The sequence below is a fragment of the Nonomuraea sp. PA05 genome, assembly GCF_008086045.1.
GTDB classification, from domain to species: Bacteria; Actinomycetota; Actinomycetes; order Streptosporangiales; family Streptosporangiaceae; genus Nonomuraea; species Nonomuraea monospora.
This window is the reverse complement of the sequence record NZ_VSEY01000020.1, coordinates 68,456-81,492: the sequence shown is the minus strand read 5'-3', so window position 1 is coordinate 81,492 and position 13,037 is coordinate 68,456. Positions and strand designations below refer to the sequence as shown.

Here is a 13,037-nt window from a genome sequence, read left to right as displayed (position 1 = left end):
GGACGCCACTGGGGCGCCTCGAGACGTTTCTGGAGGGTTCACGCATGTCCTCTTCCACCACGCTGTACGGCGGCGCGTCCGGGCGCCGCGTCACCGTCCGCGACCTCACCAGCGCCAAGCAGCGCGGAGAGCGGTGGCCGATGGTCACCGCCTACGACGCGATGACGGCACGGGTGTTCGACGCGGCGGGCATCCCGGTCCTGCTCGTGGGCGACTCCGCCGCCATGGTCGTCTACGGCTACGACTCCACGATCCCCGTCACGGTCGACGACCTCCTGCCGCTGACGGCCGCCGTCGTGCGCGGCTCCTCCCGCGCCCTGGTCGTCGCCGACCTGCCGTTCGGCTCCTACCAGGCCTCGCCGCAGCAGGCGCTGGAGTCGGCGGCGAGGTTCATGAAGGAGGCGGGGGCCCACGCGGTCAAGCTGGAGGGCGGACGGCGGGTGCTGCCGCAGGTCGAGGCGCTGGTCTCGGCGGGCGTGCCCGTGATGGCGCACCTCGGGCTGACGCCGCAGTCGGTCAACGTCATGGGCGGCTACCGCGTACAGGGGCGGGGGCAGTCGGGCGACGAGCTCATGTCGGACGCCAAGGACCTGGAGCGGGCCGGGGCGTTCTCGGTGGTGCTGGAGTGCGTGCCGGCCGATCTGGCGCAGCGGGTGACGACGTCGCTGGCGATCCCGACCATCGGGATCGGGGCGGGGGCGCAGACCGATGCCCAGGTGCTGGTGTGGCAGGACCTGATGGGGCTGACGCCGCAGCCTGCCCGGTTCGTCAAGCAGTACTCCGATCTGGCCAGGGAGATGGATCGGGCGGTGCGGGCGTTCGCCGACGACGTGGTGTCGGGGGCGTTTCCGGCGGCGGAGCACACGTACAGCTGAGCGGGGCGGGCGCGCGTCCGGTGGCCGTCCCGCGCTGAAGGACGGCCACCCCGCGCGGTCAGCCGGTGGTCAGCGTGGCCGGGTCGGTGTTCGAGCCGCACACCACCACAGCCACCCGCTCACCAGGCTCCGGCCGATAGACCCCGGACATCACCGCCGCATAGGCCGCGGCACCGGCGTGCTCGGCCACCAGCCGATGCCGCTCCCACAGCTCCCGCCGCGCCGCCACGATCGCCTCGTCGGGGACGAGCACACTCTCGACCCGCGGCGAGGCCAGCACCTCGAACGCCAGCCCGCCGATCTTGCTGGCCCCGAGCGCGTCGGCCCCCACCCCGCTGACCCCCACCTGCACCGGCGAGCCCGCTTCGAGCGCCGCGTGCAGGGTCGGGATCAGCTCGGGCTCGACGGCCACGATCTTCGGCGCGCCGGAGGAGCCCGCCGTCCCGAGGGTGATCCCGGCCGCGAACCCGCCTCCGCCGACCGCCACCACCACGGTGTCCACCCCACCGGTCTGCTCCACGAGCTCCAGCCCCGTGCTGCCCTGCCCGGCCACCACCTCGACCTGGTCGTAGGCGTGCACCTGCAGCGCCCCTGTCTCGGCTGCCCGCTTCGCGGCGGCTTCGGCGGCCTCCGCGTAGATGGCGCCGGTCTGGGTGATGTGCGCGCCCAGCGCGTTCAGCCCCGCCACCTTGACCGCGCTGGTCACCTCGGGCACGAAGATCTCCGCCCGCACCCCGAGGGCCCGCGCCGCGAACGCCACCGCCAGCCCGTGGTTGCCACCGCTGGCGGCGATCACCCCGCTCTCCGGCACCTCACCGGCGGACAGCATCCGGTTGAACGCCCCGCGCACCTTGAAGGACCCCGAGTGCTGCAGCAGCTCCAGCTTCATGAACCTCCCGGGCGAGGTCTCGATCACGGGCGTGCGCAGGACGTGCCCGGCGATCCGCTCAGCGGCCGCCCGCACGTGGGCGTGGGTAACAGTGGTCACGGCGGTCAAGGCTATGCCAGGGCCTGGGACACGTCGGCCCACAGGTCGTCGGGGTGCTCGATGCCGACGGCGATGCGTACGGTGCCCTCGCCGATGCCGCTGCGCCGCAGCTCCTCGGGGCTGAGGGAGCGGTGGGAGGTGCTGGCGGGATGCAGGACGAGCGTCTCGACGCCGCCGAGCGACGGGGCGAGCAGCGCCAGGCGTACGGAGCTCATGAACCGCTCCCCCGCCTCCCGCCCGCCGGCCAGGTCGAACGAGAACACCCCGCCGAACCCCGACAGCAGCTTGCCCGCCAGCTCGTACGAAGAGTGCGTGGCCAGCCCCGGCCAGTGCACGGCCGTGACGGCGGGGTGCTCGGCCAGCCGGGTGGCCAGGTGGCGGGCGTTGGCGCAGTGGCGTTCCATGCGCAGCCCGAGCGTCTGCAGCCCGCGCAGCGTCAGCCAGCTCGCGAACGGGTCGGCCGAGGCCCCCAGCTCGATCGCGAAGTGCCACAGCTCGTCGTACAGGCCCCGGTCGGCGAACACGGCGATGCCGCCGACCACGTCGGTGTGCCCGGACAGGTACTTGGTGGTGGAGTGAAGGACGATGTCCGCCCCGTGCTCGAACGGGCGGCACAGCAGGGGCGTGGCGAACGTGTTGTCGACCACGGACAGGATGCCGAGGTCGCGGGCGGCCTCGCACATGCCGGGCAGATCGGCCACCAGCGTCATCGGGTTGCTGATGGTCTCCAGGTAGACGAGCCGGGTCTCGGGGCGGACGGCGGCGCGCAGGGCGGCGGGGTCGTTCTCCGGCACGTAGCTGACGGTGACGCCGAACCGGGCGACCAGCTCGTTGATCATGGCGGCGGTGCCGCCGTACAGGGAGCTCTGGGCCACGAGGTGGTCGCCGGGCTTGAGCAGGCCGAGCAGGACTACGTTGATGGCGCCCATGCCCGAGCCGGTGGCGATGGCGTGCGCGCCGCCCTCCAGCCCTGCCACGGCGAGCTCCAGCGAGCGCACCGTCGGGTTGCTGTAGCGCCCGTACACGTACGCCCCGTCGGGGCGCCCCATCGACTCGGCCATCACGGCCGGGTCGTCGAAGACGAAGCCGGATGTCTGGTAGATCGGCACCGCGATCGGGCGGCTGCCCTCGATGGGCGGCTGCGGAAGGTGCACGGCCCGGGTCTCGGGGCGAAGGTCGTGGTGCGCGGCTCCGGTCCTGGGGCGGAAATCGTTCATGTTCTCAGGATCCATCGCCCGGAGATCCGACATCAGAGCCAATGCGGCAGAATTGGTCCATGATTGGGGCCAATCTCGATGACCTGGTCGATCTGCTCGGCCGCTGGGCGTCCGGGCGCGGGCCGCTGTACCTGCTGCTCGCCGTGCGCCTGCGGGCGCTGATCGACGACGGCGTGCTGGCTCCGGACGAGGCGCTGCCCCCTGACCGGGTGCTGGCCAGGCGGCTGGCGGTGGGCCGGGGCACGGTGGTGGCCGCGTACGACCTGCTGCAGCAGGAGGGCCGGCTGGTGCGCCGCCAGGGCAGCGGCACCAGGGTCGCCCCGCTCGACCTGCCCGCCACGCGCGCGGCCGACGGCGTGACGGTCAACCCGCTGCTGCTGCACATCCTGCATCCGCCGGACAACGTGCAGCTCCTGACGTGCGCCGCCCCGCACGACCCGCCGCCCGCGCTGCAGGAGGCGTACGCCGAGGCCGCCCACCGGCTGGCCTCGCTGCACGAGATGGGGTACCAGCCGGCGGGCAACCCGGAGCTGCGGGCGGCGCTGGCCGCGTACTACACCGGCCGCGGCCTGCCCACGACGCCCGACGAGATCATCGTGACGACGGGCGCCCAGCAGGCGCTCACCCTGCTCACCGGGCTGCTGGTGGCGCCGGGTGACACGGTGCTGGCCGAGACGCCGACCTATCCCGGCGCGCTGGAGGCGTTCAGGCACGCGGCCGCGGTCGTCAAACCGGCCGCGAGCGTCGAGGACGTGCGCGAGCAGCCGGCGCTGGCCTACTTCGTGCCCTCGGTGCGCAACCCGGACGGCGCGATCATGGACAATCCGTCCCGCAGGCGGCTGGCCACGCTGGCGGCCGGGCACGACGTGCCGCTGATCGACGACGAGGTCCGCGCCGAGCTGTGCTTCTCGGGCGAGACGCCCGCGCCGCTGGCGGCGTTCCACCGGGGCGAGCACGTCATCACGGTCGGCTCGCTGAGCAAGCTGGTGTGGGGCGGGCTGCGGGTCGGCTGGGTCCGCGCGGCGGCGCCGCTGATCTCGCGGCTGGCCAGGCTGCGCGCCGTGCACGACCTCGGCGGCGAGGTGATCAGCCAGCTCGCCGCCGCCGCGCTGCTGCGCCGCCTGGACGAGGTGCGCGCCGGGCAGCTCGCCACGCTGCGCCGCCGCCACGACCACCTGTGCGCCGAGTTGCGCGCCCGCCTGCCGTCCTGGACGTTCGAGCCCGCGCTCGGCGGCCAGACCATCTGGGTACGCGTCCCGCACGGCGACGTCGACTCCTTCTCCCAGGTGGCGCTCAGGCACGGCGTCGCGGTGCCGCCGGGCCGCTCCTTCGACCCGCTGGGCGCCTACGCCGATCACATGCGGCTGCACTTCCTCTTCCCCGAGGACGAGCTTTCGCGGGCGGTGAACAACCTGGCCGCGGCCTGGGCCTCCTACGACGGAGCGGGCAGAACGGTCTCCCGCCACCCCCTCGTCGTCTGAAAGGCTGGATGCATGCAGACGACGTTCGTACTCGTGCACAGCCCCTCCGTCGGGCCCGCGACGTGGGCTGCGGTGGCCGAGTCGCTGGAGCGCCGCGGGCATGCCGCCGTGGTGCCCGACCTGACCGGCGTGTCGGCGGGCGGGGCGCCCTACTGGCCGAGGGTGGTGGCGGCGGTGCGCGCCGCCGTCCCCGCCGACGGCCCCCTCGTGCTGGTCGTGCACAGCAACGCCGGCTTCTTCCTGCCGGTGATCAAGGAAGGGCTGGGTGAGCGGGTGGTGGCGTGCGTGTTCGCGGACGCGCACATCCCGCCGGGCGAAGGGCTGGTCAAGACCGCGGAGGAGTCGTTCCTGCCGTTCCTGCACGACCTGGCGGGCCCCGAGGGCGTGCTGCCGCGCTGGACCGACTGGTGGGACGAGGAGGACGTGGTGGCCATGCTGCCCGACCCGGTCGTCCGGATCAGGGTGGCCGCGGAGCAGCCGCGGCTGCCGCTCGACTACTACACGCAGCCGATCCCCGTGCCCGCCGGATGGGACTCCGTCAGGTGCTCCTGCCTGTGGTACGGCCCGCCGTACGACGGGGTGGCCGAGGAGGCGGCCCGCCGCGGCTGGCCGGTGACCCGGGTGCCCGGCATGCACCTGCACCAGATCGTCGATCCCGAGGGCGTCACCGACGCGCTGCTCAAACTCTCCAGGAAGTCGTGAATTCTTCACTGTCGCCCGTTCCCGCTCCTGGCGACAGTGGGAGGCATGACAGCGATCGACGTGAGCGGGCTCAGCAAGAGCCATCAGGGTTTCGAGGCGGTGAAGGGCATCTCGTTCGAGGTGGCCGAGGGAGAGATCTTCGCGCTGCTCGGCAGGAACGGCGCGGGCAAGACCACCACGATCGAGGTGCTGGCCGGGTTCCAGCGGCCCGACGCCGGCACGGTGCGGGTGCTCGGCCTCGACCCGCACACCGACCGCGCCGCCGTCCGCCTGCGCACCGGTGTCATGCTGCAGGAGGCCGGGTTCTTCCCTGACCTGACGGTCGCCCGGACCGTCGACACCTGGCGCGAGTTCACCTCCGCGCCCAGGCCCCGCGACGAGGCGCTGGAGCTGGCCGGGCTGCGCGCCAGGGCCGGCACCAAGGTGCGGCAGCTCTCCGGCGGCGAGAAGCGCAGGCTGGACCTGGCGCTGGCCCTCCTGGGCCGCCCCGACCTGCTCTTCCTCGACGAGCCGACCACCGGCATGGACCCCGAGGCGCGCGCCGCCACCTGGACCGTCATCCGCGACCTGGCCCGCCAGGGCACCACGGTCCTGCTGACCACGCACTACCTGGAGGAGGCGCAGCGGCTGGCCTCCTCGATGGCGATCATGGACGAGGGCCGCGTCGTGGCCTCCGGCGGGATGGCCGAGACGCTCGCGGCCCGCAGCGGACGGGTGGCCTTCCGGCTGCCCGCGAACGTGAACCCCGGCGCCCTGCCGCTGCCCGTCACCGTCGAGCAGGGGCTCGCCGTGTGCCGCGCCGAGGACCCCGACCTGGCCGCCCAGACCCTGCTGACCTGGGCGGCCGAGCGCGGGCTGCGCCTGGCGGGCCTGGAGGTCCGCGCCGCCACCCTGGAGGACCTGTTCCTGGAGATGAGCGCCCGATGAGCCCGGCCACCTTCCAGGAGATGAGCGCCCGATGAGCCTGACCGCCACCTACCGGCTCGGCACCCGCCTGTTCTGGCGGGACAAGTCCATGCTGTTCGCCTCGGTCGTCACCCCGGTCGGCCTGGCCGTGGGCCTGCCCACGCTGATGCGGCACGTCACCGCGCAGGGCGCCGCCAACGCCACGGCGCTCGCCCAGAGCTCGATCGCGATCCTGCTGGCGATCACCGCGTTCATGAACATCACCGTCGCCCTGACGGCCCGCCGCGACCAGCTCGTCCTCAAGCGGCTGCGCTCCACCCGGCTGACCGACGGACAGCTCCTGCTGGGCCAGATCGCCAGCACAGCCACCCAGACCATCCTGCTGATCGCGGCGTGCACGGTGGCCGTGCGGCTGTCCGCCGGCGTCCCGCTCCCCGTCGACCCCCTGGCGTTCGCCGCCGTCACGATCGCGGGCTCCGCCGTGATGGCCCTGCTCGGGGCCGCCTACACGGCGGCGATCCCGCGCGCGGAGCTGGCCGCCGCCTACACCATGCCGGTCTTCCTGGTCGCCGCCGTGTCGGCGGGCGCGATGGGGCCCATCCCGGTGCCGTCGTGGCTGCGTCCCGTCCTCGACCTGCTGCCCACCACCCTCGTCGTGGACGCGGTCAGGACCGGCGACCTCCTCGTGCCGTTCGCCGCGCTGGCCGGCTGGGCCGTCGCGGGCGTCCTGGCGCTACGGCTGTGGTTCCGCTGGGAACCCCGCAGGTCATAATCGACGTCGTGCTCTCCTCCTCCGCCGCCCGCCGCCTGGCGAGCGTGCTCATCACGGGGGTCTCGTGCGCGTACACGGCGATCACCCTCGTCTACTTCCTGCAGAGCGCCTACTACGGCGTGCTGGCCGTGCTGTCCATGGCCGCGGTCGTCGTCACCCATTACGTGAACATGCGGGCCGGCCTGCGCGGAGTGCGCCCGCCGTTCTTCCCCGCGACGCTGGTGCTGCAGGCCGTCGCCACCTACCTGCCCGACCTGCTCCTGCCCGGCGGCATGTCGGCGCTGACCGCGCCGCTGCTCGCCGGATCGGTGCTGGTGCTGCTGCCGCTGCGCTGGGGCGGCGCGCTGGTCGGGCTGATGATGCTGAGCGAGGGCACCCGGATGTGGTGGGGCCTGATGGCCGCGCACGTCACGTTCTTCTACGTGGCCACCATCGCGACCACGGGCGCCATGATCTACGCCCTGGTCCGGTTCGTCCGGGTGACGGTCGAGCTGGAGCAGGCCAGGGCCGAGCTGGCGGAGGCCGCGGTCCTCAAGGAACGGCTGCGCATCTCCCGCGACCTGCACGACGGCCTGGGTCGCAGCCTCACCGCGATCGCCCTCAAGGGCGACCTGGCCGGACGCCTCATCGACCGCGACCCTGGCGCGGCGCGCACGGAGGTGGGCGAGCTGGCGCAGGTGGCCAGGGACGCTGCCCAGGACGTGCGGCAGGTCGCCAGGGGCTACCGGGAGCTGTCGCTGGCGGGCGAGGTGGACCGGGCGGTGGCGCTGCTGGAGTCGTCGGGGGTGGGCGCGCAGGCGAACCTGGCGGACGTGCGGCTGCCCAGGCGGTCGGAGGAGGCGCTGGCCTGGGCCGTACGCGAGGGCGTCACGAACGTCCTGCGCCACAGCCGGGCCACCACCTGCACCATCACCACGTCCCTGCACGGCGGGACGGTGCGGCTGGAGGTCGCCAACGACGGCGCCCCCACCGACCCCGCCCCCACCGGCCCCGGCCCCACCGGTGACGCGGCCGACGGCAGCACAGCCCGCGAGCCCGGCCTCGCGGGGAGCAGCCCAGCGGGAAACAACCTGACGGGGAGCGGCCTGATGGGGCTGGCCGAGCGGGCGGCGCAGGCGGGCGGTTCCTGCACGGCCGCCCCGACCGGCGAGGGCGGCTTCCTCCTGGCCGTCGAGGTCGCGACATGATCAGGGTGCTGCTCGCCGAGGACATGCACATGATCCGCGCCGCCCTGACCGCCCTGCTCCGCCTGGAGCCCGACATCGAGGTGGTCGCGGAGGTCACCCGCGGCGACGAGATCGTCCCCGAGGCACTGCGGGTCCGTCCCGACGTCGCGGTCGTGGACATCGACCTGCCGGTCATGGACGGCATCACCGCCGCCGCCACGCTCCGCGAACGCCTGCCGTCCTGCCGGATCCTGGTCCTCACGGCCATGGGCCAGCCGGGGCAGGTGCGCAGGGCGCTGGCCGCCGGCATCGAGGCGTTCCTGGTCAAGGACGCGCCGGGCGACCGGCTGGCGGAGTCCATCAGGCGCACCGCCGCCGGGCTGCGCGTGCTGGACGCGGAGCTGGTCTCCTCGGCCATGGAGTACGGCGAGAGCCCGCTGACGCCCCGGGAGTCGACGGTACTCAAGGAGGCCGCCAGGGGCGCGTCGGCCGAGGAGATCGCCGCCCGCCTGCACCTGTCCCCCGGCACCGTGCGCAACTACCTCACGGGGGCGATCACGAAGACGGGCGCCCGCAACAAGATCGACGCCATCCGGATCGCCGAGGACGCGGGCTGGCTGTAACGCCTGCGAGCCCGGCCCCGAACGACGCCTGGCATCCAGCAGCACCGCGCCTGACGCCACGCGCGGCGTGTGTGCGCGCCATGGGTGCGGCTTGCGTGCGGCGTACGTGCGGCGTACGTGCGGCGTACGTGCGGCGCGCGCTCGCCCACGCGTGCGCCACGCGTGCGGCGTCCGGTCGAGCGACCGTCAGATGTCGGTGATGCGCAGCCCGGCGTGCGCCTTGTACCGGCGGTTCACCGAGATGATGTTGGCGGTCAGCGCCTCGATCTGGTGAGCGTTGCGCAACCGCCCCCCGTACACCCCCCGCACCCCCGCAATCACCTCGGCCAGCGCCTGCACGGTGTCGGTGGCCTCCCGATCGTCCCCCAGCACCAGCACGTCGAGGTCCACCTTGTCCACAGCCGGGTCCATCAGCACCACGGCCGACACGTGGTGGAACGCGGCCACCACCCGGCTGTCCGGCAGCACGGCGGCGGCCTGCTGGGCGGCGCTGCCCTCCTCGACGGGCAGCGCGTAGGCGCCCTGCTTGTCGAAGCCGAGCGGGTTGACGCAGTCGACCACGATCTTCCCGGCCAGCTCGGATCGCAGGGACTCCAGCAGCGCCTTGTGCCCCTCGTACGGCACCGCCACGATGACGATGTCGGCCCGCGCGGCGACGGCCGCGTTCTCGTCGCCCGTGGCGCCCGACCCGATGGAGTCGGCGGCCTCCTGGGCCCGCTGGGCGCTGCGCGAGCCGATCAGCACCGGATGCCCGGCCAGCGCGAACCGCCGCGCCAGCCCCTTGCCCTGGTCACCGGTGCCGCCGAGGATGGCGATGGAAAGTCCGTTCACGTCTGTCATATCCAGATCATGCCAGGCCCACCCGGCACGAGGGCCGGGTGGGTCCGTGGCGGGCCTCAGCCGTGGCAGGTGGCGGGCGGCCCGAGATCCGCCGCAAGGCTCAGCAGTTGCTGGAGGCGGGCAGGCCGAGGATCCGCAGGGCCAGCCATTCGATGGCGACAGGGCCGCCTTCGATGGCTCCTGTGACGTGGTCGGGCGCCGGCAGTGAGAGCCAGCGCACCCGCGCGCCCGCCGCGCAGTACTCGGTGCGCAGCGTGGCCCCGACCGCGAGCGGGATGATCTGGTCGCCGCGCGCGTGGTAGAGGAACATGGGCACGCGCGGCGTGGTGGCGCCGAGCCGGTTCTCGGCCAGGCGGGTCAGCCACTTGGGCTGGTTGAGCAGGTCGATGGGGCTGAGGTCGGAGAAGCGGAGCCCGGCCAGCTTGCTCAGGTCGCCCACGCAGTCGTCGGCGGCGTCGGCGAGCAGCGCGCGGCCCCGGTCGTTGAGGTCGGCTTCGAGGTCCAGCTCGGGGTAGGCGGCGTCGAGCCCGACCCCGGCGGCGGCAGCGAGGCCGAAGTCGGGGGCGCCGTCCAGGTGCTGGGCGACGGCGTGCAGGTCGGCGGGCACCCCGCCGGCCGCCACGCCGCGCAGCCGCAGCTCGGGCGCGTACGAGGGCTGGAGCTGGGCGGCCCAGGCGGCGGACGCGCCGCCCTGGGAGTAGCCCATGACGCCGACGGGCGCGCGGGCCGACAGCCCGGCGCCGGACACGCGGGTGGCGGCCCTGATCGCGTCGAGCACGGCGTGCCCCTGCGAGATCCCTACCATGTACGTGTGCGTCCCCGGCGTGCCGAGCCCTTCGTAGTCGGTCATCGCGACCGCGTACCCCTTGAGCAGGAACAGGCTGACCAGCGCCAGCTCGGCCTCCCCGCCCTGACTCATGCTGGCGGACGGCGCGCACTGGTCGCCGAGCCCGTGGGTGCCGAAGGCGTAGCCGATGACGGGGCGGGCGCCGAGCGGGTAGCCGGCCTTGGGCACGAGGAGGGTGCCGGAGACGGTGTTGAGCGCGCCGGTGGCGGATGTGGAGTTGTAGCGCAGGTGCCAGGCGTTGACGGGGACCTCCAGCAGCTTGCCCGGAAGGAGGTAGACCGTGGTGGGCTGGGCGGAGACGACGTCTCCTGGTGCGGCGGCGCGAGCGGGTGCCGCGATGAGAAGCGACATGATCGATAACAGGATCATGGACATGCTGACGCGCACACGTGACTTCATGTGCCGCCCCTCTCCGTGAGGATCAACCACTTGGGACGGCGGCGCCGCGAGCCGATCGTTACCCGAGGGTAACTCAATGTCAAGGCCTGAAATGACGGAGAAACACACCTCGTGTCAACACATCACTCCCGAATCAATCACCCCGCTCACCTCGGGTGAGGCACCATGGAGACATGGACTCAGGATCGGTCGCCCTCCTGCGCGAGCTCCTCGCCGAGACGGGCTGGCTCGACCGCGCCCGCCAGCTGGGCCTGGCCCTGCGCACCACGCGCTCGCCCGGGGGCCTGCTGCTGGTGGGCACGCCCGACGACGAGCCCTGGCACCTGACCGCGCACCTCGCCGACGAGGCCCGCCTCTCCGGCCTGTCGCAGCTCACACCCACCCTGGTGCGGTGGGACCCTCCTCCTGGGGCGCCCGCGCACCTGAGCGTCGGCCTCGACCGGCTGGAGCGGGCGGCCCGGGGGGAGACGCTGTTCGTGCTGTCGGAGCAGCAGGCTCCCGTCCCGCTGCTGGAACGCGTGGACGACGCGCGCAGGACGGGTGCGACCATCCTGGCGATCGAGGGCACCGGGGGCATCGGGGGCGGCGACCCGGAGCTGGCCGGGCTGGCGCACGACGCGATCGCGGTGCCGCGCGACGGGCTGGTGACGTTCGACGGGGCGCAACACCTGGTGAGCGCGGCGGCGGGCGAGCTGGAGCAGCGCCCGCGACTGCGCGAGCGCCTGGCCCGCCTTCTGGACAAGGTCAGCGGCCCCCAGATCACCGACTGACCCAAGGGCGGCACGGGCTCACAGGGCGCGGCGCAGCCTCACGAGGCCCGAGCGCGGGCACGGGCAGGCACGGGCGCGGGGGCGGGCACAGGCATGGGCAAGCACGGGGGCGGGCGCAGGCACGGGGGCGCAGGCACGGGCAAACACGGGGGCGGGCGCAGGCACGGGGGCGCAGGCACGGGGGCGGGCCGCAGGATCACGGGCCGCCGACCGGCTCCTCCTCGCCGAGCCTCCCGCGCAGGGACGCCCCCAGCGCCGCCGTGGCCTCCTCGATCGCCTCGATCACCACGGCCTGCACCGGATCCGGCTCCCCTGACCGCGTGCCGCCGACCCGCGTGACGACGTCCACCCGGCGCGCCCCCACCTCCCGGATGTCGCTCACCTGCACCTCGCCCTCAGGCACGTTCAGCAGCGCCATCGTCGACACGATCGCCACCCCGTGCCCCTCGGCCACCAGCGCCAGCGCCGAGTCGAACTCCGTGACGAAGTGCACCTTGCGCGGCTCGGCCCCGTGCAGCCCGGCCAGCCGGTCGAGCGCCTGCCCGGCCGCGTGGGACGACACGCTGGCCACCCACGGGCAGCGCATGAGGTCGTCCACCGTGGCGGGCAGTTCGGCCCAGCCGGGCGGCAGCACGATGCGGTACTCGTCCACGAAGAGCAGCCGCGTGCTCAGCGACGGCTGCGACAGCGCGGGCAGCCCCATGTCCTGCTCGGTGATGAGCACGTCCACCGACCCGAGGCGTAACTCCTGCAGTGCGGGCTGCCCGTAGATCTCGTGCACGATCGGCGTGATCTTCGGATGGCGTACGGCCAGCTCCCGCAGGGCGGGCACCAGGATGTGCTTGATGACGGTGGCGAACGCGGCGATGCGCACCGGCCCCGCCAGCCGCTCGGTGAAGCGGGTGAGCTCGCGCCGCGCCTCGGTCAGCTCCTCCTCCACGCGCTCGGCGTAGCCCGCCAGCACCCGCCCCGCCGGGGTGAGCGACACGCTGCGCTGCGAGCGGTCGATGAGGGGCAGCCCGACCTCGCGTTCGAGCTGGGCGAGCTGCTGGGAGACGGCCGAGGAGGTGAGGTGCAGCGCCTGCGCGGCCCGCATGACGCCGCCACGGCGGGCGACCTCGTACAGGATGCGCAGCCGCCGGGGGTCGATCTCCACGCGGCTCAGCCTACTTCGGCGGCCCCGTCACCCGCTCGCCACCGTCACCCGCTCGCCACCGTCACCCGCCGCCGCCGCTCGCTGCCGTCACTCCTCGTCCTGGTCTGCTTCGTCCCACGCCTTGTTGCGGTCGGCGGCGCGCTGCAGCGCCCCCGCCGCCTCCTGTTCGGAGGCGTAGGGACCCATCCGGTCCTTGTTGGGGCAGCCCTTGTCGGGCTCGACCCGCATGTGCTTGAGACAGAACCACCACTGGCCTTCGCTCACGAGGTCAATTCTGCCCCGTAGACTCGTGTTT

At 73.6% G+C, this 13,037-nt stretch carries 14 protein-coding genes; 8 read left to right on the top strand and 6 right to left on the bottom strand.

The features are described 5' to 3' along the window. Nucleotides 1-44: 44 nt before the first annotated feature. Nucleotides 45-875, top strand: a complete 831-nt coding sequence (gene panB / locus FXF51_RS29575) for a 3-methyl-2-oxobutanoate hydroxymethyltransferase (protein ID WP_148437969.1) — start codon at nt 45-47, stop codon at nt 873-875. A gap of 58 nt (nt 876-933) precedes the next feature. Here panB and FXF51_RS29570 read toward each other — a convergent pair whose 3' ends face one another. After that, nucleotides 934-1,863: a serine/threonine dehydratase gene (locus FXF51_RS29570; protein WP_187414638.1), complete on the bottom strand. Its 930-nt coding sequence runs from the start codon at nt 1,861-1,863 to the stop codon at nt 934-936. Nucleotides 1,864-1,874: 11 nt separating this feature from the next. Then, the gene (locus FXF51_RS29565; protein WP_148437967.1) at nt 1,875-3,080 is read right to left on the bottom strand and encodes a trans-sulfuration enzyme family protein; all 1,206 of its coding nucleotides are present in this window, start codon (nt 3,078-3,080) and stop codon (nt 1,875-1,877) included. Nucleotides 3,081-3,139: 59 nt separating this feature from the next. Between FXF51_RS29565 and FXF51_RS29560 the strand changes: the two genes are divergently transcribed. From FXF51_RS29560 to FXF51_RS29535, 6 genes are read left to right on the top strand one after another with little or no spacing between them, the layout of a single operon-like run. Beyond that, nucleotides 3,140-4,561 carry a PLP-dependent aminotransferase family protein gene (locus FXF51_RS29560; RefSeq protein ID WP_148437966.1) on the top strand — a complete coding sequence of 474 codons (1,422 nt, stop codon included), beginning with the start codon at nt 3,140-3,142 and terminating at the stop codon, nt 4,559-4,561. 12 nt (nt 4,562-4,573) lie between these two features. Then, a complete protein-coding gene (locus FXF51_RS29555) occupies nt 4,574-5,263 on the top strand; it encodes an alpha/beta hydrolase (RefSeq protein WP_148437965.1) in 690 nt (229 codons plus the stop codon). Between the two features lie 45 nt (nt 5,264-5,308). Continuing rightward, a complete protein-coding gene (locus FXF51_RS29550; protein ID WP_148437964.1) occupies nt 5,309-6,190 on the top strand; it encodes an ABC transporter ATP-binding protein in 882 nt (293 codons plus the stop codon). A 31-nt stretch (nt 6,191-6,221) separates the two neighbouring features. After that, nucleotides 6,222-6,941, top strand: a complete 720-nt coding sequence (locus tag FXF51_RS29545) for an ABC transporter permease (protein ID WP_148437963.1) — start codon at nt 6,222-6,224, stop codon at nt 6,939-6,941. Between the two features lie 8 nt (nt 6,942-6,949). Next, nucleotides 6,950-8,128 carry a sensor histidine kinase gene (locus tag FXF51_RS29540; protein ID WP_148437962.1) on the top strand — a complete coding sequence of 393 codons (1,179 nt, stop codon included), beginning with the start codon at nt 6,950-6,952 and terminating at the stop codon, nt 8,126-8,128. Further along, nucleotides 8,125-8,730: a DNA-binding response regulator gene (locus tag FXF51_RS29535; protein WP_148437961.1), complete on the top strand. Its 606-nt coding sequence runs from the start codon at nt 8,125-8,127 to the stop codon at nt 8,728-8,730. Before FXF51_RS29540 ends, FXF51_RS29535 begins: the two co-directional genes overlap by 4 nt. Nucleotides 8,731-8,916: 186 nt before the next feature. On the opposite strand, the gene npdG is transcribed toward FXF51_RS29535, so the two are convergent. Next, nucleotides 8,917-9,570: an NADPH-dependent F420 reductase gene (gene npdG / locus FXF51_RS29530; RefSeq protein WP_148437960.1), complete on the bottom strand. Its 654-nt coding sequence runs from the start codon at nt 9,568-9,570 to the stop codon at nt 8,917-8,919. A gap of 100 nt (nt 9,571-9,670) precedes the next feature. Continuing rightward, on the bottom strand, nt 9,671-10,816 hold the full coding sequence (locus tag FXF51_RS29525) for a lipase family protein (RefSeq protein ID WP_148437959.1): 1,146 nt from the start codon (nt 10,814-10,816) through the stop codon (nt 9,671-9,673). 173 nt (nt 10,817-10,989) lie between these two features. Between FXF51_RS29525 and FXF51_RS29520 the strand changes: the two genes are divergently transcribed. Continuing rightward, nucleotides 10,990-11,586, top strand: a complete 597-nt coding sequence (locus FXF51_RS29520) for a hypothetical protein (RefSeq protein WP_148437958.1) — start codon at nt 10,990-10,992, stop codon at nt 11,584-11,586. 196 nt (nt 11,587-11,782) lie between these two features. On the opposite strand, the gene FXF51_RS29510 is transcribed toward FXF51_RS29520, so the two are convergent. Further along, entirely contained in the window at nt 11,783-12,742 is a 960-nt protein-coding gene (locus FXF51_RS29510) for a LysR family transcriptional regulator (RefSeq protein ID WP_148437957.1), read from the bottom strand. A gap of 87 nt (nt 12,743-12,829) precedes the next feature. Then, on the bottom strand, nt 12,830-13,006 hold the full coding sequence (locus tag FXF51_RS61035) for a hypothetical protein (protein ID WP_187414650.1): 177 nt from the start codon (nt 13,004-13,006) through the stop codon (nt 12,830-12,832). Nucleotides 13,007-13,037 lie beyond the last annotated feature (31 nt).

Coding starts and splice junctions, on each gene's coding strand:
- panB (WP_148437969.1), top strand. CDS start 45: ATGTCCTCTTCCACCACGCTGTACGGCGGCGCGTCCGGGCGCCGCGTC.
- FXF51_RS29565 (WP_148437967.1), bottom strand. CDS start 3,080: ATGAACGATTTCCGCCCCAGGACCGGAGCCGCGCACCACGACCTTCGC.
- FXF51_RS29560 (WP_148437966.1), top strand. CDS start 3,140: ATGATTGGGGCCAATCTCGATGACCTGGTCGATCTGCTCGGCCGCTGG.
- FXF51_RS29555 (WP_148437965.1), top strand. CDS start 4,574: ATGCAGACGACGTTCGTACTCGTGCACAGCCCCTCCGTCGGGCCCGCG.
- FXF51_RS29550 (WP_148437964.1), top strand. CDS start 5,309: ATGACAGCGATCGACGTGAGCGGGCTCAGCAAGAGCCATCAGGGTTTC.
- FXF51_RS29545 (WP_148437963.1), top strand. CDS start 6,222: ATGAGCCTGACCGCCACCTACCGGCTCGGCACCCGCCTGTTCTGGCGG.
- FXF51_RS29535 (WP_148437961.1), top strand. CDS start 8,125: ATGATCAGGGTGCTGCTCGCCGAGGACATGCACATGATCCGCGCCGCC.
- npdG (WP_148437960.1), bottom strand. CDS start 9,570: ATGACAGACGTGAACGGACTTTCCATCGCCATCCTCGGCGGCACCGGT.
- FXF51_RS29525 (WP_148437959.1), bottom strand. CDS start 10,816: ATGAAGTCACGTGTGCGCGTCAGCATGTCCATGATCCTGTTATCGATC.
- FXF51_RS29520 (WP_148437958.1), top strand. CDS start 10,990: ATGGACTCAGGATCGGTCGCCCTCCTGCGCGAGCTCCTCGCCGAGACG.